Source organism: Pseudomonas farsensis, from assembly GCF_014268805.2.
In the GTDB taxonomy this organism is placed as follows: domain Bacteria; phylum Pseudomonadota; class Gammaproteobacteria; order Pseudomonadales; family Pseudomonadaceae; genus Aquipseudomonas; species Aquipseudomonas farsensis.
Map to the genome: position 1 here is coordinate 284411 of NZ_JABWRF020000002.1, position 21816 is coordinate 306226.

A 21816-nucleotide genomic window follows, 5' to 3' on the forward strand; every position below is an offset into this window, starting at 1 on the left:
CCAGGCAACCGGATCAGTATCCTAGCACCTCCTGGCCCGCCGACGCTAAACCCAAGCGGGCCGCCGAACAGGTTAAACACCGTATGAATGCTCTAGCCCGCCGCGCCGCTGGCCTGTTGCTCGGCACGCTGTGCCTGCCGCTTGCGGCTTTGGCTGCCGATGTGCAGCCCACCCACGAATTCATCCTCGATAACGGCCTTAAAGTGGTCGTGCGCGAGGACCACCGTGCCCCGGTGGTGGTTTCGCAGATCTGGTACAAGGTCGGCTCCAGCTACGAAACGCCGGGCCAGACCGGTCTGTCCCATGCCCTCGAACACATGATGTTCAAAGGCAGCGCCAAGGTTGGCCCGGGCGAGGGGTCACGGATTCTGCGCGACCTGGGCGCCGAAGAAAACGCCTTCACCAGCGACGACTACACCGCCTACTACCAAGTGCTGGCCCGCGACCGCCTGCCGGTAGCGCTGGAGCTCGAAGCCGATCGCCTGGCCAGCCTGCGCCTGCCGGCCGACGAGTTCAGCCGCGAAATCGAGGTCATCAAAGAGGAGCGCCGCCTGCGCACCGATGACCAGCCCGGTTCCAAGGCGTTCGAACTGTTCCGCGCCATGGCCTACCCGGCCAGCGGCTACCACACCCCGACCATCGGCTGGATGGCCGACCTCGAACGCATGAAGGTCGAAGAGCTGCGCCATTGGTACGAGTCCTGGTACGCACCGAACAACGCCACCTTGGTGGTGGTCGGTGATGTCACCGCTGACGAGGTTAAAACCCTCGCGCAGAAATACTTCGGCGCCATCCCGCGCCGCGCCGTCCCGCCAAGCAAGCTGCCGCTTGAACTTGCCGAACCTGGGCTGCGCCAGCTCACCCTGCATGTGCGCACCCAGCTGCCTAGCCTGATCTACGGTTTCAATGTACCCGCCATGGCCACCGCCAAGGACCCGCGCACGGTCAATGCCCTGCGGCTCATTTCGGCGCTGCTCGACGGCGGCTACAGCGCACGCATGCCGGCGCGCCTGGAGCGCGGCCAAGAGCTGGTGGCAGGCGCCTCGTCCAGCTACAACGCCTTCACCCGTGGCGACAGCCTGTTCCTGATTTCCGCAACGCCCAACGTGCAAAAGCAGAAAACCCTGGCCGACGTCGAAAAAGGCGTGTGGCAATTGCTCGATGAGCTAAAGAACACCCCGCCGAGCGCTGAAGAACTCGAGCGCGTACGTGCTCAGGTGATCGCCGGGCTGGTCTACGACCGTGACTCCATCAGCAGCCAGGCCACCACCATTGGCCAGCTCGAAACCGTGGGCTTGTCCTGGAAGCTGATTGACAGCGAACTGGACGACCTCAAGCGCGTCACCCCGCAAGACATCCAGAACGCCGCACGCACCTACTTCACCCGCGAACGCCTGAGCGTTGCCCACGTACTGCCTGAGGAGTCCGCTCATGAGTGATCGCAGCGCACCCCGCTACACCCTGTTCGGCCTGGCCCTCATCGCTGCAGTGGTCGGTGCGGCCCTGTTGCTGGCACGCCCGGCGCAGTCAGACAACGCCAGCAAACCCGCCCCCGCGGCTCGCCCGGCCAATTCGCTGCAATCGCTGGCCGAGCTGGACGGTAAAGCCCCCAGCCGCCGCCAGTTGAACATCCAGCACTGGAACACTGCCGAAGGCGCCCGCGTGCTGTTCGTCGAAGCCCGTGAACTGCCGATGTTCGACCTGCGCCTGACCTTCGCCGCTGGCAGCAGCCAGGACGGTGCCACCCAAGGCCTGGCCACACTGACCAACGCCATGCTCAACGAAGGCGTAGCCGGCAAGGACGTCACTGCCATCGCCGAAGGCTTCGAAGGCCTGGGCGCCGACTTCGGCAATGGCGCCTATCGCGACATGGCCGTTGCCTCGCTGCGCAGCCTCAGCGCCACCGACAAACGCGAGCCGGCCCTGAAGCTGTTCACCGAGGTGGTCGGCCAGCCGACCTTCCCCGAAGACGCCCTCAAGCGCATCAAGAACCAGCTGCTGGCCGGTTTCGAATACGAGAAGCAGAACCCGGGCAAGATCGGCGGCAAGGCGCTGTTCGCCAACCTGTATGGCAACCACCCGTATGCTCATCCAAGCGACGGCACCGCGCAGAGCATCCCCGGCATCACCTTGCAGCAGCTGCGTGACTTCCACGGCAAAGCCTACACCGCTGGCAACGCGGTGATCGCGCTGGTCGGCGACCTCAGCCGCAGCGAAGCCGAAGCCATCGCCGCGCAAGTATCCGCCGGCCTGCCCAAGGGCCCGGCCCTGGCCAAGCCCGCGCAGCCCGCAGAACCCAAGCCTGGCATCACCCACATCGATTTCCCGACCAAGCAGACCCACCTGATGCTGGCCGAGCTGGGTATCGACCGCACCGACCCGGATTGGCCGGCGCTGTCGCTGGGCAACCAGATCCTCGGCGGCGGTGCCTTCGGGACTCGCCTGATGAGCGAGGTGCGCGAAAAACGCGGCCTTACCTACGGCGTTTACTCGGCATTCAGCCCGATGCAGGTTCGTGGCCCGTTCATGATCAACCTGCAAACCCGCGCCGAGCTCAGCGAAGCCACGCTCAAGCTGGTTCAGGACATCCTTACCGACTACCTGAAAACCGGCCCGTCGCAGCAAGAGCTGGACGACGCCAAGCGCGAATTGGCCGGCAGCTTCCCGCTGTCCAACGCCAGCAATTCGAGCATCGTCGGGCAATTGGGCGCCATCGGCTTCTACAACCTGCCGCTGACCTGGATCGAGGACTTCATGCAGCAGTCCCAGGCGCTGACGGTAGAGCAGGTCAAGGCGGCGATGAACAAACACCTGGCAGCCGACAAACTGGTGATCGTCACCGTTGGCCCGAAAGTCGCGCAGCAACCCCTGCCGGCCCCTACTGACAAAAACACCGCGCAACCGCTCGGCGTACCGGAGCACTGATGGCACGTACACCCACCCAACCGCAAAGCAGGGGCGCAGGCCACCTGCGCATCATCGCCGGCGAATGGCGCAGCCGTCGCCTGGCGGTGCCCGAAGGCGATGGCCTGCGCCCAACCCCGGACCGCGTGCGTGAAACCGTCTTCAACTGGCTGGCGCCCTATATCGAGGGCGCCCATGTGCTCGATGCCTTTACCGGCAGCGGTGCTCTGGTGCTGGAGGCCCTGTCGCGCGGGGCCGAGAACGCGGTGGCGCTGGACAGCAACCCGGCCGCCATTGCCAACCTCAAGCACAACCTCGAACTGCTGCGCTGCCCGCGTGGGCAAATCCTGCAGACCGACGCCCTGCGCTATCTGCAAGGGCCGGCCAAACAGCAGTTCGATGTGGTGTTCCTTGACCCACCATTCCACCAGGACCTGCTGGCCAACACCTGCAACCTGCTGGAACAGGGCCAGTGGTTGCGCGAACAGGCCTGGGTCTACACCGAAAGCGAAGCGGCCCCGTCCAGCCTGGCGCTGCCCGGCAACTGGCGCCTGCACCGCGAGAAAAAGACCGGCCAGGTGCACTATTCGCTGTGGCAGCGCGGCTGAGCGTCACCCTTGCAGCTAGCGGCTCATAGATAGTTACCGCAACCGCCCCTGAGGCATGACAGACACTCCGCGCTCCCCCAAAGGAGCCACTTTTGTCATGCCTAACCCTCCTTCCACCTTGCAGCACTTCACGTTGGCGAACGGCCTGCGTGTGTACCTGCGCGAGGACCGCCGCGCCCCGTTGGTCAGTATCCAGCTGTGGTACCACGTCGGCGCAAGCTACGAACCAGCTGGCCAATCGGGCCTGTCCCACGCCCTGGAACACTTGATGTTCGAGGGCAGCAGCAAACTGGCGCCGGGCGAGTACACCTCGCTGATGATCCTCATTGGCGGCGAGCCAAACGCTTTCACTACCGTAGATGCCACCGTCTACCCACTGACGGTGCCCAGCCACCGCGTGGAAATTCCTCTGGAAGCCATGGCCGATGCCATGGCCAGCGCCAGTTTCGAGGAGGCGCCCTTTACCCGTGAGCGCGATATCGTCCTGAGCGAACGGCGCAAGAACGTCGACAATAACCCACTGGCGAGCGCGATCGAGGCCCATGAAGCACTCGCCCACGGCAGCAGCCCGTACGCCAGCCCTGTAATCGGCCATCGGGCAGACCTGGAACAGTTGACGTCCGCGACCACACGCAGTTGGAAGCAAACCTGGTACCACCCAAACAACGCAACGCTGGCAGTTGCCGGGAGCATTGGCCTGGAGCAACTGCAGGCCATGGTCGAGCGACATTTTGCAGACATTGCGCAAGCCGAGCTGCCAGCCGCTGCGCAGCCCCGACAGGACGCAGTGCTCGCCAAGCGTACTCAAACCGTCTCCAAGCCAGGCCTGCGCGACGGCGTGCTGATGAGTTTCAATGTCCCAAGCCGGGCAACTGCAAGCAGCACGGAACAGGCGCTGGCATTAAGCCTTCTGCCTGACCTGCTCTGCGACGGCTACGGTGCGCGCCTGCGGCGCTTGCTGATCAATGATGAAACCATCCTGCTGAACATGAGCTGCAAATACGCCTCCCTCAGCCGCGGCGACACGCTGTTCAGTATTTATGCCTACACCAACCCCAGCAAAGGCTCCCAGCAAGAGGCGGCTGAACGCCTTTTTGCCGAACTGGGCAAACTGGCCGAGACAGGCCCGACGCAAGCCGAGCTGGAGCGCGCCCGTGCGCGGTTGCTTGCCCGCCAGGTATTCGGCCGCGACAACATCGCCAATCAGGCTGCAGCTATCGGCGAGTTCGCCGTTGGCGGGCTTGACCCGCTGCTTATGGATAACGATGCGCAAGGGCTGAAAGCCGTCACGCTTGAGCATGTCAAGGAGGCCGCGGCGCAGTTCTTGCGCGAAGACCTGCAAACCATCACCTTCCTGCAAACCGAGGAAAGCCGCGATGACTGATACCCTGTTGCCCAACCAAACCACCACCCGGCTGCTCAGCGCGCAAGGCCTGGTACTTGATGAACCAACGCTCATCAATACCGAAATTCAATCCTGGACCGACGAAAGCGGAGCACGGGTTCGGTTCATAGAGTCGCACGGGTTGCCCATGGTGGATGTGCAGTTGGTGTTCAAGGCCGGCACCACCCAGGACACCGATTACCCCGGGCTCGCCGCCTTGACCCTGTACAACCTCGATGAAGGCAGTGCAGGCAAGAGCGCCAGCGAATTTGCCGAGCGCCTGGAATCGCTGGGGGCGCTATTCGAGAAAAGCTCACGCCTGGAATACAGCACCTTGACCCTGCGCACGCTGAGCGCCAAGGAAGTGCTCGACCCCGCTCTCGCGCTGTTCACCGACCTGGTGGCGCGCCCCGACTTCCCGGCCACGGGCCTGGAGAAGGTCAAAGCCCAATTGCTCGGGCAACGGGCCGGGCTAGAAAAATTCCCACCGATCAGGGCCACCGCCGAAGTCTATCGGCACCTGTTCGCGGGCCATCCCTACGGCACCCCCGAGGGCAGTTCGGAGCAAGGCATTGCGGCCATTACCACCGACGACCTCAAGGCTTTCCATGGCAAAGCCTACTCGGCAAACAACCTTGAGATCTCGCTGGTGGGCGATCTGTCCCGCGAGGATGCCGAGCGGATTACCCAGCAGCTCAGCCAGGCCTTGCCCCAAGGCTGGGCAGCCGCCGAACTGCCACCGTTGCCGACCCCGTCGCCTGGCCGCATCCACATCGAGCAGCCCGGCGCCAGCAATGTAATGGCCTTGGCCCTGCCCATGGCTGTGCCCGCAGATGCCCCCGCGCAACTGAACCTGATTCTGGCCAACGAGGTACTCGGCAGCGGCCTCAACTCCAGGCTGATGCAGGCGCTGCGACAGCAACGCGGTTTGACCTACGACATCAGCTCGGCGCTGAACCCGTTGCGGGTAGGCGGGCTGTTCATGGTGCGCTGGGAAGTGGCTGCCGAATTCGTCGATGCCTCGCTGCAACTGGTTCGGCAAACCGTGCAGGATTTCATCGAGCAAGGCCCTACCGCCGCTGAGCTGCTGGCGGCTCACCGGCAACTGACCGGCCCGATGCTGCGCAACGTCGCGCAGAACCGGCGATTGGCCGCGCTGCTGGGCGAAATGGGTTACAAGCAGCTGCCCGACGACTATCTGTCGACCTACCTGCCGCGCCTCGCCGCACTCACGCCTGAACAGGTGCGCGAAGCCTTGCAGGCCAACCTCGATATCAACATGAGCATCGAGGTGAGTGTCGGCCCTGCTGCCGACCAGAAACCGCTGCCGCCAGTACCTGCCGACGAGCAGTGACACAGGCAACCCGGCGCTGTTTCATGGCACTCTAGGCAGGCACATCATGAGCCGCAAAGAATGCCCAGTCACAGCGCCACCTTCCACCCGGCCATCGGCCTGTCCAACCCGCACCTGCAGACCCTGTGGGGCCCGCTCTGGCGCAAGCTGCCCGCGCTTGAGCGCAGCCGCGAGCGCCTGTGGCTGGCCGATGGCGATTTTCTCGACCTCGACAGCTTCGGCCCGCACCAGGCCGACGCACCCTTGGTGCTGGTGCTGCACGGGCTGACCGGGTCGTCCTCATCGCACTATGTAAAAGGCTTGCAACTGGCATTGCAGGCACGCGGCTGGGCCAGCGTGGCAGTGAACTGGCGCGGCTGCTCGGGTGAGCCCAACCTGCTGGCGCGCAGCTACCACTCAGGCGCCAGCGGAGATTTGGCCGAAACCATCCGCCACCTGCGTGCCCAGCGCCCTCTGGCGCCGCTTTATGCGGTGGGGTACTCGCTAGGGGGCAATGTGCTGCTCAAATATCTGGGCGAAAGTGGCGCGGACAGCCAGTTGCAGGCCGCGGTGGCGGTTTCCGTGCCGTTTCGCCTCGACCAGTGTGCAGACCGCATTGGGCTGGGCTTCTCCAAGGTGTACCAGGCGCATTTCATGCGCGAGATGCTGGCCTATGTGCAGGGCAAGCAGCAGCATTTTCGTGATAACGGCCACCACGAGCGGCTGGCCGAAATCGAGCGCCTGGGCTCGCTGCGCAACCTGCGCACCTTCTGGGACTTTGACGGCAAGGTGACCGCGCCGCTCAACGGGTTCAAGGACGCCGACGAATATTACCGGCATGCCTCAAGCCGCTATTACCTTGGCGCGAATCGCACACCCACGTTGATCATCCAGTCCAGCGATGACCCGTTCGTGTTCAACCACAGCCTGCCCGAGCCTGGCGAACTGGCCGCACTGACGCAACTTGAGCTTCACCCGCGCGGCGGGCATGTGGGGTTTGTCGAAGGCAGCCTGCGCCACCCGAGCTACTACCTCGAGCGGCGCATTCCGCAGTGGTTGATCGAGGGGCAATAGCGCACCACCTGCTGCCCATCGCGGGGTTGGCGTTTTGGGGGAGCGCAGTTTGGTGCAGGCCTGTTCCGGCCTCATCGCAGGCTGTCGCCAGCTCCCACAGAGGCCATGTTCAACCGCAACCTTGCTGGTTGGACCCAATCCTGTGGGACATGATAGAGAGTTGTGGCGAGCGGGCTTGTCCCGCGTTGGGCTGCGCAGCAGCCCTGAAAACCCAAGGGGCTGCTGCGCAGCCCAACGCGGGGCAAGCCCGCTCGCCACAAGGAGATATATCTGGCGGGAACAGGCTTGTACAAAACCATAGAATCTCCCACAGTGAATGTGTCCAGCCTCGATATTGTGGGTTGACCCAGACCCTGTGGGAGCGGGCTTGCCCCCGCGATGCGCCGCGTGCCCGTCAGCCGCCCGTGGCCACCGGATGCCGGGGGTCGTTGATCCACTCACTCCAGGACCCGGCATACAGCCGAGCCAACGGATACCCGGCCAGCGCCAGCGCAAACAGGTTGTGGCAGGCCGTTACCCCCGAACCGCAATAGGCCACCAAATGCTCTGGCGCACGGCCGTGAAGCTTTTCGGCAAAACGTTGCTGCAACTGGCCGGGCGCCAGGAAGCGCCCATCCGGCCCAAGGTTTTCGGTAAATGCCGCACACTGCGCGCCCGGAATATGCCCGGCCACCGGGTCGATCGGCTCCACTTCGCCACGAAAACGCGGCAGCGCGCGGGCATCCAGCAAGGTCATCTCAGGGTCGTTCAGGCGCCTGGCAAGATCTGCGGCATCGATCAGCAGGCCCATGTCCGGCTCGCCGCTGAACATCCCTTCACGGCGCGGCGGCGGGTCCAGGCTCAACGGCAGCCCCGCCGCATGCCAGGCCTTGAGCCCGCCATCGAGGATGAACACCGCATCGCGCTTGCCAAGCCAGGCCAGCAACCACCAGGCGCGGGCCGCGAATGCGCCGGGGCCGTCGTCATACAGCACCACTTGGCTGTCGTTATCCACCCCCCATTCGCGCAGGCGCTGGGCCAGGTGCTGGGGGTCGGGCAACGGGTGGCGGCCGCTCTGGCCCTTGATCACCGGCCCGCTCAGGTCACGCTCAAGGTCGGCGAAATGCGCACCGGCAATATGGCCCAGCGCATAGCTACGCTGGCCGTAGTCGATGTCTTCCAGGGCAAAACGACAATCGAGGATCACCATACCCGGGGCTTCCAGACGCTCAGCTAGCTGCTGTGGGGTGATCAGTTGCGCGAGGGGCATGACAATCTCCGATAAATTAAGGGCTGATGCCGCGATGGGCCAGGTGAGCGGCGCGCAAATGGCTGCAGTTGTGGCAGAAAAAGCACTCTTGCAGCAGCGCATTAGAGTATAGGCTCTAGCGACCTTCTGCCTGGCTGCCCGCGTCATGAGTTCGACCACCGCCACCGCCTCTATATCCCCCGACCTTGACCTGCAGGCGGCGTTCGCACGCCAGCGCCAGGCATTTGCCGAACACCCGATGCCGCCTGCGGCCCAGCGCAAGCAGTGGCTGAAAAGCCTGCGTAGCACCCTGGTGCACGAGCAACAGGCGCTGATCGACGCCATCGACGCCGACTTCGAAGGGCGCAGCGCAGACGAAACCCTGCTGGCCGAACTGCTGCCCTCGGTGCAGGGCCTGCGCCACGCAGAACGCCACCTGCAACGCTGGATGCGCCCGTCGCGCCGGCGCGTGGGCCTGGCGTTCCAGCCGGCCAGCGCCCAGGTGGTCTACCAGCCATTGGGCGTGGTCGGCATCATCGTGCCGTGGAACTACCCGCTGTTTCTGGCCATTGGCCCGCTGACCTGCGCGCTGGCGGCAGGCAACCGGGTGATGCTCAAGCTCAGCGAAGCCACCCCCGCCACCGGCCTGGCGCTCAAGGCCTTGCTTGGCCGGGTGTTCCCGCAAGAGCTGGTGTGCGTGGTGCTCGGTGAGGTCGAAGTGGGCCAAGCCTTCGCCCGCCTGCCGTTCGATCACTTGCTGTTCACCGGCGCCACTGGCGTTGGCCGCCAGGTCATGCTGGCCGCTGCTCACAACCTCACCCCGGTCACGCTGGAGCTGGGCGGCAAGTCGCCTGCCATCGTCTCGGCGGACGTGCCGCTGGACACCGCCGCCGAGCGCATCGCCTTCGGCAAGACGCTCAACGCCGGGCAAACCTGCGTAGCACCAGACTACGTGCTGGTCCCGCGCGAGCGCCTGGGCGCCTTCGCCGAGGCCTACCGCACCGCCGTGCACCGCCTGTACCCACGTATTGCCGGCAACACCGATTACAGCGCGATCATCAACCCGCGCCAGTTGCAGCGGCTGGAGCAACTGCTGGACGACGCCCGCGCCCAAGGCGCCGAGGTCATTGACCTGTACCCCGACGAAGTGCGCCAGGGCCGGCGCCTGCCGCCGCATGTGCTGCGCGGGGTAACCGAGCAGATGCGGGTCATGCAGGAAGAAATCTTCGGGCCGCTGTTGCCGTTGGTGCCCTATGACCACCTGGATGATGCGCTGGCCTATATCAACCAACGCCCTCGCCCACTGGCGCTCTACTACTTCGGCTACGACCGCGCGGCGCAGGCGCGGGTGCTGCGCGATACCCATTCGGGCGGGGTGTGCATCAACGACACCTTGCTGCACGTGGCCCAGGACGACCTGCCATTCGGCGGTGTCGGGCCGTCGGGCATGGGCCATTACCATGGCAGGGAAGGTTTCCACACCTTCAGCAAGGCCAAGGCAGTGCTGAGCAAACAACGCCTGAACGTCGCCCGGCTGATTTATCCGCCGTATGGCAAAGCCCTGCTGCGCCTGGTGTACAGGCTGTTCATCCGCTGACTGGTGCAGTCTCGGCAGGCATGACACACGGCACATGACAGCCAATGGCCGTGCTGTCTATAGTGCCATCAGCCGGCCGCACGACTTGGCCGAGCGCAATCGCTGCGCTACCATCCGAGTCCCCAACGCACTCCAGCCAGGAAGACGCGATGAACCGAGTGTTGTACCCGGGTACTTTCGACCCTATTACCAAAGGTCATGGCGACCTGGTAGAGCGCGCCTCGCGGCTGTTTGATCACGTGATCATCGCCGTGGCGGCCAGCCCCAAGAAGAACCCGCTGTTCCCACTGGAACAACGGGTCGAGCTGGCACGCGAGGTCACCAAGCACCTGCCCAATGTCGAAGTCATCGGCTTTTCCTCGCTGCTGGCGCATTTTGCCAAGGAAAAGAACGCCAATGTGTTCCTGCGCGGCCTGCGCGCAGTGTCCGACTTCGAATACGAATTCCAGCTGGCCAACATGAATCGCCAGCTGGCCCCGGACGTCGAGAGCCTGTTCCTCACCCCGTCCGAGCGCTATTCGTTCATTTCGTCCACCTTGGTACGGGAAATTGCAGCGCTGGGCGGCGACATCACCAAGTTCGTGCACCCGGCAGTGGCCGATGCGCTGACCGAGCGCTTTCGCAAGTAACCATTGCCAGGCGCGGCGCGGCGTCACAGCCGCGCCTGCGTGCACTGCGCGCGCGAATACGGCACAATTGCGCACATTGCCTTGAAACATGCCCGGGCCCGACGCCCCGGCCGGAGTCTCCATGTCCCTGATCATCACCGACGATTGCATCAACTGCGACGTCTGCGAACCCGAGTGCCCGAACGCCGCCATCTCCCAGGGCGAAGAGATCTACGTGATCGACCCCAACCTGTGCACCCAGTGCGTGGGGCACTACGACGAGCCTCAGTGCCAGCAAGTCTGCCCGGTCGACTGCATCCCGCTGGATGAAGCGCACCCGGAAACCCAGGACGAGCTGATGGCCAAGTACCGCAAGATCACCGGCAAGGCCTGACCAGGCTCCACGCCGCAACCTTACTTGCAGCCGCCCTGCAGAACCTTCAGCGCCGCCTCGGCCAAAAAGCCCGAGCGGCTTTTGTGCTGTGGATGGTTCTGCACATAACTGTCGATGCGGGTGAGCAAGTAGGCCGGCAGGGTGATATTGAGTTTTTCGGCCTTGCCCAGGTAGCGGGTGATGTCGATCTCGATGACCGCCCACGTGCAGCCGCTGTACGCCGGGTTGGCCGCATGGGCAGTCACCGTGCTGGCCTTGGGGATCTCCTGCTGGCTCTCGGCAAGCAATTCCAGGTGACCTTCGATGGCTTCGCGGGCCATGGCCATGGCGTGGTCCAGGTCTTCGCCTGCCGAAAAGCAGCCTGGAATATCCGGCACCTCGACGCCCCAGGCGTGCTGGGCGTCACCGGCAAGAATGGCGATGGGAAACAACATGACGAGGGTTCTCCTGCTCAACTGGCGTAACCAATGCGCGCCTGGCGAAGGATGCTGGCTGCGGTAGCCGCGAGCAGGTCCTTTTTCGGGTGCGGGATGGTCACCAGCCCGGGCTTGTTGGGGTGTCTGAAGTGATGATGGCTGCCCTTCGAACGCACCAGGTACCAACCATCGGCCTCGATCACCGAAATCATTTCGCGGCTGTTCATGAACCCTTTCCTTGGGTTATGCGCCACGGTGGTTAGTATAACCACCACGCGCGAACTATCAACACTATACCCACCTGGACGACGGATGGGCTGCCTGGAAAGAATTATGGCCAGCCTGCGGGAATGGGCCGAGTGGAAGTGATGCTGGATCTTGCGGGTGTGGCTGTGCGGTCACGCGGTCAGTGTAGGAGCGGCCTTGTGTCGCGAAAGGGCCGCCTTGCGGCCCAGGCGATATCCGCTTGATGCACATTCCCTGGGGGCGCTTCGCACCCCTTTCGCGACACAAGGCCGCTCCTACACGAGGTCGCTTCGCTTTAGCTTTTGCGCACGCCGGAGCTGGCGCTGCTGCGCCAACACCTCGCGCATTTCGCGGTAGCGCCGGCTGTTCAGCAACAACAGCGCCGCTGATGAAAAGGCCACGCTCGCGCTGAACAGAAACAGGTGCGACCGCTGCCCGTAGGTGCCAATCACCAGCACCAGGCAAGCCACGCACATCGCCGCCACGATCCACGCCCCCCACGCCCGCCCGCGCACCACCGCGCCATGGCCGAGCATGAACACCACCAACAGCGCGACTAGGCTGGCGCGCATCTCGTCCTTGCTGCCAGCCCGGAACCAGGTGCCCCAGACCAGAACGAAACTCCACGCCACCGCCACCAGCGAGGTGAACCAGGCGCCGATGAATACCCCGAAGTAACGCTGGACGAATTCGTTGAACGCCGGGCTGCGCTTCATTCGCTGATTTCCTCGTACAACCCCACCGCCAGGCCTTTCACCGCCCCCACCCCGCCACGCACCAGGCGGCTACCGGCCAGGCCCAGTACACCGCCCGTGGCATCCTGAAGTTGGCGGGCCAGGTATTGCGGTATTGCCCAAAGGGTTGGGCATGAATGCAGTCACAGGGCTGTTTCCTTACAGGTTCAAGGGGGCCTTCCCGGCCTTCAGCGTTGCTGGCGCAGTTCCACCAGCCGGCGGCGCATTTCGCGGTGCCGCTGGCTGTTGAAGATCAGCAGCGCCAGCAACGGCAGTGCCAGCATGATCACCAGCAGCAGCGCCGGCAGGCCACTGCCGAATAGGCTCAGGGCAATCAGCAAGGTCACGGCCGGTACAGGTAAAACAGCCCACATGGCCCACCTCCAGCCACGGACCACGGCGAAATGCCCAAGGCATAGCGGAATCGTGAGAGCAGTGCTGAACAGCAGGGTATAGGTGGCGTTATCGGGGTGGTGCAGCCAGTGCTCATCGATCCACACCACCAGCGACAACGCCACCGACATCAAACAGGTGAAAAAACCCAGCAGGAACGTTGGGAAGTAAACCCGCATGAACGCCTGGAATTCCCCGCCCCCCATCATTCGAACTCCTCGTACAGCCCCACGGCAATACTCTGCACCGTACCGCTGCCAGCAAAACCGAACGTAGCGCCGAGCGAGTCGCGCATCAGGGTTTTAGTGGCGTGGCTGATCTCGGTCGGGGTATAGCGCTTGGTCAAGTTACCGGCTGCCTGCTCCAACTTGAGCTGCTTGGCAGTCAGGGTCGGGTGCTTGATCGACAGCAACTCATCGGTGAGCGACTTGCGCTGCTGCCGGCTGAGGCTTTTGGTCAGCTCCAGCCAACTGCGGCCGGTCGATGCCTTGTGCACCTGCAGGTACTTCAGGGTGGTCAGGCCCGAAGCGCCGACACCTAACAGCGACACACCATCGAGCACCAGCGAGGCATTCTGGTACCACTGGTTGCTGTCCAGCGCGTCGTTGGCGGCCGGGTTGGTCACTTCACGTACCGTGCGCATCAGGCCGATGCCGCACTGGATGCTGCTGGCGGTGGCTGCTGCGCCACCGACGTAGGTCAGTACCAGGCTGGTACCGGCCGAAAATGGGGCGGCGATGGTGCCGCTGAAAACCACGAACCAACCAATGACCGCGCCTGCACAGGACAAGGTGGTATTCACCGCCTCCTTCACCACCTTCGACTCGCGAGGGTTGGTCTGCAATTGCTGGGTGTACTGGTCGGGGGTCTGGTATTTCTTGATTTCGCGCAGGATCACCCGCTTGGGGCGGATGCTGCAGATGGGCTGGAATTCACGCAGGGTAATGACGTTGAACTCGGCATCGATATACACCACGCCGGCACCGACGATACGCGGGTCGGCATCGATGGCGGCGAACAGCTGCGGCAGGTTGATCCGCGCCTGGATACGCTGGCGGGCGAGGAATTGCGAACTGTTGGCCAGGGAGTTGACCAGAAGATCTGTCACGCGATGAGGTCCTTCTGCAGGTTGCTACGCCAATGCAAGGCCGCCCGTTGCGGGGCGGCCTTTTGTCGCGAACGGGGCGCAGAACGCCCCCATTTACATCAAACGTTAGGGCAAGGCACCGGAGCCCAGTCACCCATGTCCGGGTTGCGGCACATGCCATTGACCTGGTCGGTACCGGCCTTGGCGACTTGCTGCGCTTCAGCCTGCTTGGTGGTGGCTTTTTGCAGGGTCTTCTCGGTGGCGACTGCTTCTTGCGGCACGTTCTTGTTGACCTTGGCCGGCTGCACTTTCTGGTTGCCCTTTTTCTTCTTGCCGGTGGTCGCCACTTTCGGCGGCTCGGCTACGGCAACCACTTCGGTACGCTGCACGCCAACCTGCTTGAGGTCCTGCTCGTAGGCCTGGGTGTAGTTGTTGAGATCTTCACCGACACGGCCGTTGACCGCCGCCAGCAGCTTGTTCGATTCCTGCAGGCCCGAGACGATCTCGGCCAGGCGCTTGCGGCCTTCGCCATCGTTGATGCGGCCAGCCTTGCGGCCATCGATCAGGCTGGTGAATTCACGCTGGTAGCAGGACTGCGACGACTTGGCGTAAGCCGTGGTGCGGTCCATGTCGGCGGCGCTCTTGTCGATGTCGGTGGCGTACGAAGCGATACGCTGCTTGTCATCGCTGATCTGCTTCTGACGCTCGGTGTAGTAACCGGCAGCGCCGCCGACCAAGGCACCACCGGCAGCGCCGATGGCGGCATTGCGGCCACGCTTCTCGTCATCGACCAAGGCACCGGCCAGGGCTCCGCCCAGCGCGCCCATCACCGCGCCAGTGGCGACCGAACGGGTCATGTCACCGTCGGTTGCACGCAAGTGCTTCACCGGCTCGTAGCAGGTTGGGTAGTACTCGACCTTGGTGGTCGCGCCCACTTTGGAGGCCGGGGAGCTGGCGCAACCGCCCAGCAGCACGGTGCTGAAACCTGCAGCCAGCAGCAGCGCGGTGCGGGCGTGGGTGGCGTTGATCAAAGGTTTACGGGTGGACATGGTCAGGTTCTCTCTTGGGTTTTGTCGGTGTCCGGGGGCGTCATGCCGCCCGGGATTCCTTTCAACTGAAGCAGTCCTTAAGGTCGCGGAGCGGCCGATGCCAGCAGCTCCTTGAGGATCGTCGCCGGATCGGCCCGCCGGTTCTGGCGGTACTCCCCGACGTGGCGAACGAACAGGGTTGCGCGGGTGACCAGGCTGTTGCCCAGCACCGGCTTGCGGTTCAGCTCTTCCTTGACCCGCTGGAACTGCGCCTGGATCACCGCATCGGTGTAGCGCGTGCCGCTGGCCAGGTTGTCGATGTAGATCGCCACGGCGCCGTCTAGTGCCGCACGGCCGTTGGCAATTGCAGCACCATACATGCGCGCGCTGGCCTGGTCGCCAGCGGCCTCGGCCTTGGCCTGGGTGGCGCGCAGGTTGGTCAGGCGAATGTTGTAGTTGTTGATGGTCTCGCCCATCAGTGCGGCGGACTGGATCAGGTTGCCAGCGGCCTCTTCACGCTGACGGGCGATCAGCGACACATTGCGCTTGAGCTCTTCGTTGACCACCCCCAGCTCGGCCTGCTGGCGCGGGTCGGTCGTGGCGGCAATGATGCTGTCCAAGCGCTTGGTCGGGTCCTGGGCGGCATCGATATCATCGGTCAGCCCAGCTAGGCGGCCTTCTTTCTGCCACTGGGTGAACAGCTCGTCATAACGCGAGCGCGGCGCCGACAGTGCGCCAATGGCCACGCGGAACCCGGTGGTTTCGTTACGTTGCTCGGTGCCATCGGCGCCAAACAGCGGGTATTCGCGGCGCATGCCGGTGAACAAGGTGCCCTCGCCTTCCAGGTAGTTACCGCCCTTGACCACGAAGCCGCCGTAAGCGCCCTGCAAACGCCCGGCATTAACCAGCTGGAACGATTCCTGGACCATCTCGGCGGCGTTGCCGATCACATCGAACAGGCCCAGCGGGTTGGGCAGCTTGGTGCCGATGGGCATCAGCCGCGCAGCCTGGCCGGTGCCGCCTGCCACCTGGTTGAACACCGCCCAGTCGGCCAGCGGGCCTTCGCTGTCGGCGCCTTCGACCTTGCGCGGGAACAGCCGCCCTTCCAGTTCCAGGCGGCTGACCTGCGAGCCGCCACGGGCCGCGAATTCCCATTCCACCTCGGTGGGCAGGCGCACAAAGCCGATACCGCCATCCTCGGCCTTGCTGCCACGGCCGCTGACCGGCAGCACATCGCGGTGGTGCTTGAGCAGCCAGGCGCTGTACACCGCCGCAAAACGCTCGGCCTCGAAGCGCGACAGCTTGACCTTGGGCAGGCGCCCGGCAGCGGTGGTGTCGGCCTTGCACTCAGGCGGTGCCTCGCCACTGGCCAGCGACTGCGCCTGGGCCATCACCTGGGCGTACTGGCGCGCAGTCACCTCATACTTGCCGATGAAGTACATCATTGGCTTGAGCGGCCCGCCCTTATCGATCTTCGGCAAGGTCGGCGCTACGGCTTTCTGCCACTGCGGCGCCAGGTCCTGCAGGCTGAACTGGCCGTTGATGAAGTCGCGCCGGTAGCCGGAAATAAACGACTGTTTGTAGCCCGCCTCGCCTTCGCTGAACGGGTAGCCCAGGTGCACCTCGCGGTCATCCAGGCTGCCCTGGGCCAGCACATAGACGCTGCGCAACACCAGCTCACCGCCGCACGGCAGCGGCAGGCTGACGTCGCCCGGCAACGGCTTGGGGTTATCCAGCTTGGCCGCATCGACCGGCTGCCCGGCGGCTTGCGCGCCCGTGGCCTTGCCCTGGTCGTCGCCATCGGCCGGTGAACAGGCCGCAAGGCCCAGCGCTGTGAATATCAAGGCCGCAGCCTTGAGACGGTAGTCAGACATCACGAATTCCTTGGGCAGCATCGATGCGCGAAACCCGCCAGCCACCGAGGGCAGCGGCTGTACTGCTGGCCAGCAGCACGGCAGCCAGCGCAACGAGGTAGTGCAGGGGTAACAGGCGGCTGGCGTACTCGCCGGGCACCTGCATGAAAAGCCGGTTCAGGCCGTGTTCGGCCAACACGTACAGCAGCCCGGCCACAGCCGCGGCGATCACGCCGCTGTACAGGGCCTGGAGCATCACGAACAGCAGCAATGCGGCGCTGCCAAAGCCCAGCAGGCGCAGCACCGCAAGCTCACGCTGCTTGCGTTCCACCGCCGCCACCGCGCCTGCGCCAATCGCCGCCACGGCGCCCGCCACCGCAAGGCTTGCGATGATCCAGAACACCAGGTCGAGGTTACGGCTCAGCGATTGCACCTGGGCAATCTGTGCAGCCTGGGTCGACACCAGCAGCTTACGCTCGGCAAACAGCTCACGCAGCGGCTCGACATCGTCCAGGCCACGGGCGTACAGACGAAACGCCGGGTACACCCGCTGCGCCGCGTTGCCCGGCTCGTCGCCGGCCCAGCCCAGCGCCGCCACGCCACGGCCATCGCGATAGTCTTCCACCGCTTCAAGCAGCGCTAACGGGGCAAACAGTGCATCGCGCTCGAACGCCGCCAGCGGCAACACGGCCGTGACCTGCAATGGGGTCTGGCGCCATTGCACCTGGCCGGCCTGCTGGCGGCTGAAGCTGGCTTGCAACTGATCGCCGGCGCGGGCCCCGAGTTTTTCGGCGGCGGTGAAGCTCAGCACCACATCCTGCAAGCCCTGCGGCGGCGCAACGCGGCCCAGCAGCGGGTCGCCGCCGGCAGTCGGCAACATCTCCACCGTGACCCCGCGCCCTTGCAGCGGCATCAGCAGCTCGGCAGTGGCCGCGATCTGCCGGGTGCGTGGGATGGCAAAGGCGACGTCCGCACGCTGCGCCAGGCTGTGGATAAACTCGGCGTTGAAGCGCCCGCCGCCCAAGGGAATGATCTCGCGCACGCCAGGGTCACGTTGCAGCCGCTCGGTAAGGCTGCCGACCAGCCCGAACTTCAGGCCGAACAGCACCAGCAACGGGGCGATTACCGCCACCAGCGCCAGCACGCCACAGGCCGACAGGCGTGCCTCGGCGCGGTAGTCCTGCCAGGCCAGGCTGGCGATCAGCAGCGGGCGCATCAGGCGGCCTGCTCCAAGGTGGCGGTGACGCCGCCGTCGGCATCACGCCGGCAGGCGATGCGCAGCACCTTGAGCCCGGCATTGCGCGCAAGCGTTTCGTCATGGGTGGCCACCACACAGGTGACTTGGCGCTGTTCGGCCTCTCGCAGCAACAGCTGCATGACGCGCTCGGCATTCACCGGGTCCAGCGCTGCGGTGGGCTCGTCGGCCAGCAGCAGCGCCGGGGCGTGGGCCAGGGCGCGGGCACAGCTGACCCGCTGGCGTTGGCCCAGGGACAACGCGGCGGGTTTCTTGGCCAGTTGGTCGAGCACATCCAGCGCCTCGGCCAGGCGCTCGACGCTGCCGTCATCGGCAAGCCCGAGCAACTGGCGCGGCAGGCGAATATTGCCGCGCACATCCAGAAACCCGAGCAGCCCACCGGCCTGCAGCACATAGCCCAGATGGCGGCTGCGCAGCGCTGCCAGGCGGTCCAGCGCACGGCGGCGCCACAGTGCGGCGATGTCTTCACCGCCCAAGGCAAAGCCCTCGGCGCCATCGGGTGCCAGCACCAGCGCCAGCAGGTCGAGCAGCGTGCTCTTGCCACAGCCGCTTGGCCCGACCAGCGCCACGCGCGCGCCGGGCTGCAACTGCAACTGGCCGATGCGCAGGCTGTAACGCTGGGCGCCCTGCCCGCGCGTCTTGTGCACGCCGCTCAGGCTGATCATCACGGCAGCGTCGACAGCGGCACACGGTACAGGGCGTCGCCAGGCTCGGCCTTGCCGAAGCGCACCCAGTTGGCCATGTCGTTGTGGAAGGTCTCGTACAGGCGGATCTTCGAATCCAGCTCGTCGATGAAGTCCTCCTGCTCGGCCACCGACAGCGACAGCCACAAGTCCTGGGTCATGCTCAGCGACTTGCTGCGGTACGGCAGGCCTTCGAGGTATTCGCCCAGCACGCCGCCCTGTGCCAGGTTGGCGCCCTTGCTCAAGGCCGCCGGGTCGCGGCTCATGTAGGCACTGGCGCTGGCAATTTCATTGAAGAAGTCGCCCGGCGAACTGCGCGTCTTGCGCGCGGCATCGACGATCAGCTTCAGCGACTGCTGCAGGTCGTTGAGCTGCAGCTTGGTCAGCATCACGCACACCTGCAAGGTCGGCAGCGCCGGGTTGGTCAGGTCGCGGTCAGCGGTCCAGGCGCTGACCAGTTGCGGGGCCTGGCTGGCGCCGTTGCGGCCGAGGAAGTCCATGTGCATGGCATAACCGATGGCCTGGGACTTGGCCGCCAGGTTCGCCCCCGAAGTGAGCACCGGCGCCGCCTGGGCCTGCTGGCTACGCACCTGGTGCACCAGCTCGGCGAAGGTCGAGCCGATTTCGCGCACGCGGTCGCCAAACACGCCCACTTCGCCGCCCGGCACGCCCACGTACAGGTCGCCGATCTGCGGGTTGCTGTCGGCGGTGAGTACGCGGTACTGGCTTTCGGCAGCGCCGTGGTTCTTCACCCCGGCCGGGGTGCGCAGGTGCAGGGCGTAGATCTTGATCTGCTTGCTCAGCGCCGCCTGGCGCACTTCGGCCTCGTTCATTTGCGTGCTGCTGAACGGGTCGTTCTTGCGCAACGCGCCGGCATCGCTGACCAGCAGGATCAGGCGCCCGCCGTAGCCGCTCCAGTCCATGCCTTGCACGGCCTGCATCACGCCGGCAAAGGCATCTTCGTTGAATGAGTGGCTGGACACGTTGGTGGCCTTGACCTGCGCCGCTGCCTTGAGGAAGCGCGCCGGGTCGCGGCCCTGTTCCAGGCTGACCAAGGTCTTGCTCAGGTATTCAAGGCCAGGGGTGCGCTTGACGCTGTTGCGAAAGCCCACCAGGCCAAAGCTGACGCTGTCCAGCTCGCCACGGGCGGCGAGTTGCTGCTGCAGTTCGCTGACTACCTGGCGCACGCGGTCGATGTAGGGCTGCATCGACACCGAGGTATCGACCACCAGCACGATGCCGGTGCGGAAACCATTGTCAGCCGCCGCAACCGTTTTTGGGGCTGCTGCGCGGGCACTGGCGCCTGGGTCGATGGAGGCGATGTTGAGCAACTGCACCGGCTGGCCGTCGGCGTCGAAGCTCTCGCGGTAGTCGAAAATCGGCATCAGGTAGAACTGGTTCTGCGGCACGGCGCTGGCAGCCGGCTCCAGGGCCAGCACCTGGGGCACCTTGTCGGGGCTGTTCTGCGCCTTGAGCAGGCTGTCGCGGGCTTGGCTGGTGTTGTCCAACAGGCGCTGCACGTCATCGGGCTGGCGCAGGAACATCACCGGCGAACGCCCAGAGCGTTCGGTGAGCTTGAGCACCAGGCTCTGCTTCCAGTCGCTGGTTTGCGCCGCTTGCAGCCAGCCATCGCGCTGACCATCGCTGGAGGCACCGACCTGCACCCACGGCTGGCCGTCGACCTCTTTGCGCTGGTAAACGTAGAGCACCGAGAACGCCGGCAGCTTCTCGCCCGTGGCATCGCCGGGCTGGGCGACCAGTTGCGCGTCGGGCTTGCTCAGCACGCGCTGGAACAGGGTTTTCTTGCCTGGCATCAACAGCGGGCGGCCGTCTTCGCTGGCGGCCATTGGCGGGGTTGCGGCAGGCTCGAGCGGGGCTTGGGCTTGCGTCACCGGGGGTTGCGCGGCGGGCTCGTCGTCGCCGCCCAGCAGCCAGAAGAACGTCGCACCCAGGCCCAGTGCGGCAGCGATGGCTACCGCCAGCACGGCCTTGGCCGGCTTGCTGGAGCCCGACTTGGCAGGCTGCGGCTTGCTTGCGGCGGGCTTGGCGGCGGCAGGTGGCGGCTGCTTGGTCAGATTTGGCGCAGGCGTGGGCGCCGCCTTGGGGATATCGATGGACACCGGGGTCAGCCCGCCAAGCGTGGGGCTGGCAACTGCGGGGAGCGGCAGCGGCTGGATCACCGTGGTCTCGGTGTCCTGCGCCGGCAAACGGTCGAGCGCGGCCAGCAAGGCCGCGGCGTCGGCGAAGCGCTCGTTGGGGTCCTTGGCCAGCAGCCCGCGCAGGATGTCCTGGTAGCGGCCATGCTCGATTGGCAGTTCCGGCAATGGCTCGGTGAGGTGCGCCAGCGCCGTCGACAGCGCGTCGTTGCCGTTGTAAGGCAGCTTGCCGACCAGAATCTCGTACAGCACAACGCCCAGTGCATACAGGTCGGCGCGGCCGTCGATGTCCAGGCCACGGGCCTGTTCGGGGCTCATGTAGCTCGGCGTGCCCACGGCGAAACCGGCCTGGGTGAACTGCGTGCGGTCGTCCAGCGACTTGGCGATGCCGAAGTCCGAGAGCACCGCCGTGCCATCGGCGCGGAACAGGATGTTGGCCGGTTTCACGTCGCGGTGCACCAGGCCCTGGGCGTGGGCATAGCCCAGCGCCTGGGCGATCTGGCGCACATACACCAGCCCCTGCTGCGGCGTCAGCCCGCCCGCGATACGCTCTTTGAGCGTGCCGTTGGGCAAGAACTCCATGGCCATGTAGTACAGCTCATCGACGTTGCCGATGTCATGGATGGTGGCGATGTTCGGGTGCGCCAGCCGCGCCAGGGTGCGCCCCTCGCGCAAAAACCGCTCGCAGAAGGTCGGGTCGGCGGCAAGGCTTGCCGCCATGACCTTCAGCGCGACCTTGCGCTCCAGCGAGCGCTGGGTGGCCAGGTACACGCTGGCCATGGCGCCTTGGCCAATCTCGCTGTCGATGTCGAATCCGGGGATGTGCATGTTCATT

General features: G+C 65.0%; 20 protein-coding genes. 9 read left to right on the top strand and 11 right to left on the bottom strand.

The features are described from left to right. Positions 1 to 83: 83 nt before the first annotated feature. The 6 genes from HU719_RS10665 (at position 84) to HU719_RS10690 (ending at position 7303) form a co-directional block, all read left to right on the top strand. Entirely contained in the window at positions 84 to 1439 is a 1356-nt protein-coding gene (locus HU719_RS10665) for a M16 family metallopeptidase (protein ID WP_186518890.1), read from the top strand. After that, on the top strand, positions 1432 to 2925 hold the full coding sequence (locus HU719_RS10670; protein ID WP_186518888.1) for a M16 family metallopeptidase: 1494 nt from the start codon (positions 1432 to 1434) through the stop codon (positions 2923 to 2925). Before HU719_RS10665 ends, HU719_RS10670 begins: the two co-directional genes overlap by 8 nt. Then, on the top strand, positions 2925 to 3512 hold the full coding sequence (gene rsmD / locus HU719_RS10675; protein ID WP_186518886.1) for a 16S rRNA (guanine(966)-N(2))-methyltransferase RsmD: 588 nt from the start codon (positions 2925 to 2927) through the stop codon (positions 3510 to 3512). Before HU719_RS10670 ends, rsmD begins: the two co-directional genes overlap by 1 nt. 97 nt (positions 3513 to 3609) lie before the next feature. Next, positions 3610 to 4896, top strand: coding sequence for a M16 family metallopeptidase (locus HU719_RS10680; protein WP_225917212.1), 1287 nt, complete (start codon positions 3610 to 3612; stop codon positions 4894 to 4896). Further along, on the top strand, positions 4889 to 6250 hold the full coding sequence (locus HU719_RS10685; protein WP_186518884.1) for a M16 family metallopeptidase: 1362 nt from the start codon (positions 4889 to 4891) through the stop codon (positions 6248 to 6250). The genes HU719_RS10680 and HU719_RS10685 overlap by 8 nt, the downstream gene beginning before the upstream one ends. Positions 6251 to 6310: 60 nt before the next feature. After that, positions 6311 to 7303 carry a hydrolase gene (locus tag HU719_RS10690; RefSeq protein ID WP_186536749.1) on the top strand — a complete coding sequence of 331 codons (993 nt, stop codon included), beginning with the start codon at positions 6311 to 6313 and terminating at the stop codon, positions 7301 to 7303. Positions 7304 to 7697: 394 nt separating this feature from the next. Here HU719_RS10690 and HU719_RS10695 read toward each other — a convergent pair whose 3' ends face one another. Beyond that, positions 7698 to 8552, bottom strand: a complete 855-nt coding sequence (locus HU719_RS10695; RefSeq protein WP_186536641.1) for a sulfurtransferase — start codon at positions 8550 to 8552, stop codon at positions 7698 to 7700. A gap of 145 nt (positions 8553 to 8697) precedes the next feature. On the opposite strand from HU719_RS10695, the gene HU719_RS10700 reads away from it, so the two are divergent. From HU719_RS10700 to HU719_RS10710, 3 genes are all read left to right on the top strand, one after another. Next, positions 8698 to 10128 (top strand): coniferyl aldehyde dehydrogenase, encoded by a 1431-nt coding sequence (locus HU719_RS10700; RefSeq protein ID WP_186536640.1) that lies wholly within the window; start codon positions 8698 to 8700, stop codon positions 10126 to 10128. Positions 10129 to 10277: 149 nt separating this feature from the next. Then, a complete protein-coding gene (gene coaD, locus HU719_RS10705) occupies positions 10278 to 10757 on the top strand; it encodes a pantetheine-phosphate adenylyltransferase (protein ID WP_186518876.1) in 480 nt (159 codons plus the stop codon). 121 nt (positions 10758 to 10878) lie between these two features. Then, on the top strand, positions 10879 to 11130 hold the full coding sequence (locus tag HU719_RS10710) for a YfhL family 4Fe-4S dicluster ferredoxin (RefSeq protein ID WP_186518874.1): 252 nt from the start codon (positions 10879 to 10881) through the stop codon (positions 11128 to 11130). A gap of 20 nt (positions 11131 to 11150) precedes the next feature. Here HU719_RS10710 and HU719_RS10715 read toward each other — a convergent pair whose 3' ends face one another. The 10 genes from HU719_RS10715 to HU719_RS10760 all read right to left on the bottom strand — a co-directional run bounded on the left by HU719_RS10715 (position 11151) and on the right by HU719_RS10760 (position 21815). Further along, the gene (locus tag HU719_RS10715) at positions 11151 to 11564 is read right to left on the bottom strand and encodes a type II toxin-antitoxin system HicB family antitoxin (RefSeq protein ID WP_186536639.1); all 414 of its coding nucleotides are present in this window, start codon (positions 11562 to 11564) and stop codon (positions 11151 to 11153) included. Between the two features lie 17 nt (positions 11565 to 11581). After that, entirely contained in the window at positions 11582 to 11773 is a 192-nt protein-coding gene (locus HU719_RS10720; protein WP_186536638.1) for a type II toxin-antitoxin system HicA family toxin, read from the bottom strand. A 294-nt stretch (positions 11774 to 12067) separates the two neighbouring features. After that, complete coding sequence (locus HU719_RS10725; protein ID WP_186536637.1) at positions 12068 to 12508, bottom strand: hypothetical protein; 441 nt, start codon at positions 12506 to 12508, stop codon at positions 12068 to 12070. A gap of 206 nt (positions 12509 to 12714) precedes the next feature. Further along, positions 12715 to 13128 (bottom strand): hypothetical protein, encoded by a 414-nt coding sequence (locus HU719_RS10730; RefSeq protein WP_186536636.1) that lies wholly within the window; start codon positions 13126 to 13128, stop codon positions 12715 to 12717. Further along, a complete protein-coding gene (ssp4, locus tag HU719_RS10735) occupies positions 13125 to 14027 on the bottom strand; it encodes an Ssp4 family T6SS effector (protein WP_186518865.1) in 903 nt (300 codons plus the stop codon). The genes HU719_RS10730 and ssp4 overlap by 4 nt, the downstream gene beginning before the upstream one ends. Before the next feature lie 98 nt (positions 14028 to 14125). Then, a complete protein-coding gene (gene tagQ / locus HU719_RS10740; protein ID WP_186518863.1) occupies positions 14126 to 15055 on the bottom strand; it encodes a type VI secretion system-associated lipoprotein TagQ in 930 nt (309 codons plus the stop codon). A gap of 77 nt (positions 15056 to 15132) precedes the next feature. Next, a complete protein-coding gene (locus HU719_RS10745) occupies positions 15133 to 16908 on the bottom strand; it encodes a formylglycine-generating enzyme family protein (RefSeq protein WP_186518861.1) in 1776 nt (591 codons plus the stop codon). Beyond that, positions 16901 to 18103: an ABC transporter permease gene (locus HU719_RS10750; protein ID WP_186536635.1), complete on the bottom strand. Its 1203-nt coding sequence runs from the start codon at positions 18101 to 18103 to the stop codon at positions 16901 to 16903. The genes HU719_RS10745 and HU719_RS10750 overlap by 8 nt, the downstream gene beginning before the upstream one ends. Further along, on the bottom strand, positions 18103 to 18807 hold the full coding sequence (locus HU719_RS10755) for an ATP-binding cassette domain-containing protein (RefSeq protein WP_186518940.1): 705 nt from the start codon (positions 18805 to 18807) through the stop codon (positions 18103 to 18105). Before HU719_RS10755 ends, HU719_RS10750 begins: the two co-directional genes overlap by 1 nt. Then, entirely contained in the window at positions 18807 to 21815 is a 3009-nt protein-coding gene (locus HU719_RS10760) for a serine/threonine-protein kinase (protein ID WP_186536634.1), read from the bottom strand. The genes HU719_RS10755 and HU719_RS10760 overlap by 1 nt, the downstream gene beginning before the upstream one ends. Position 21816: the final 1 nt, after the last annotated feature.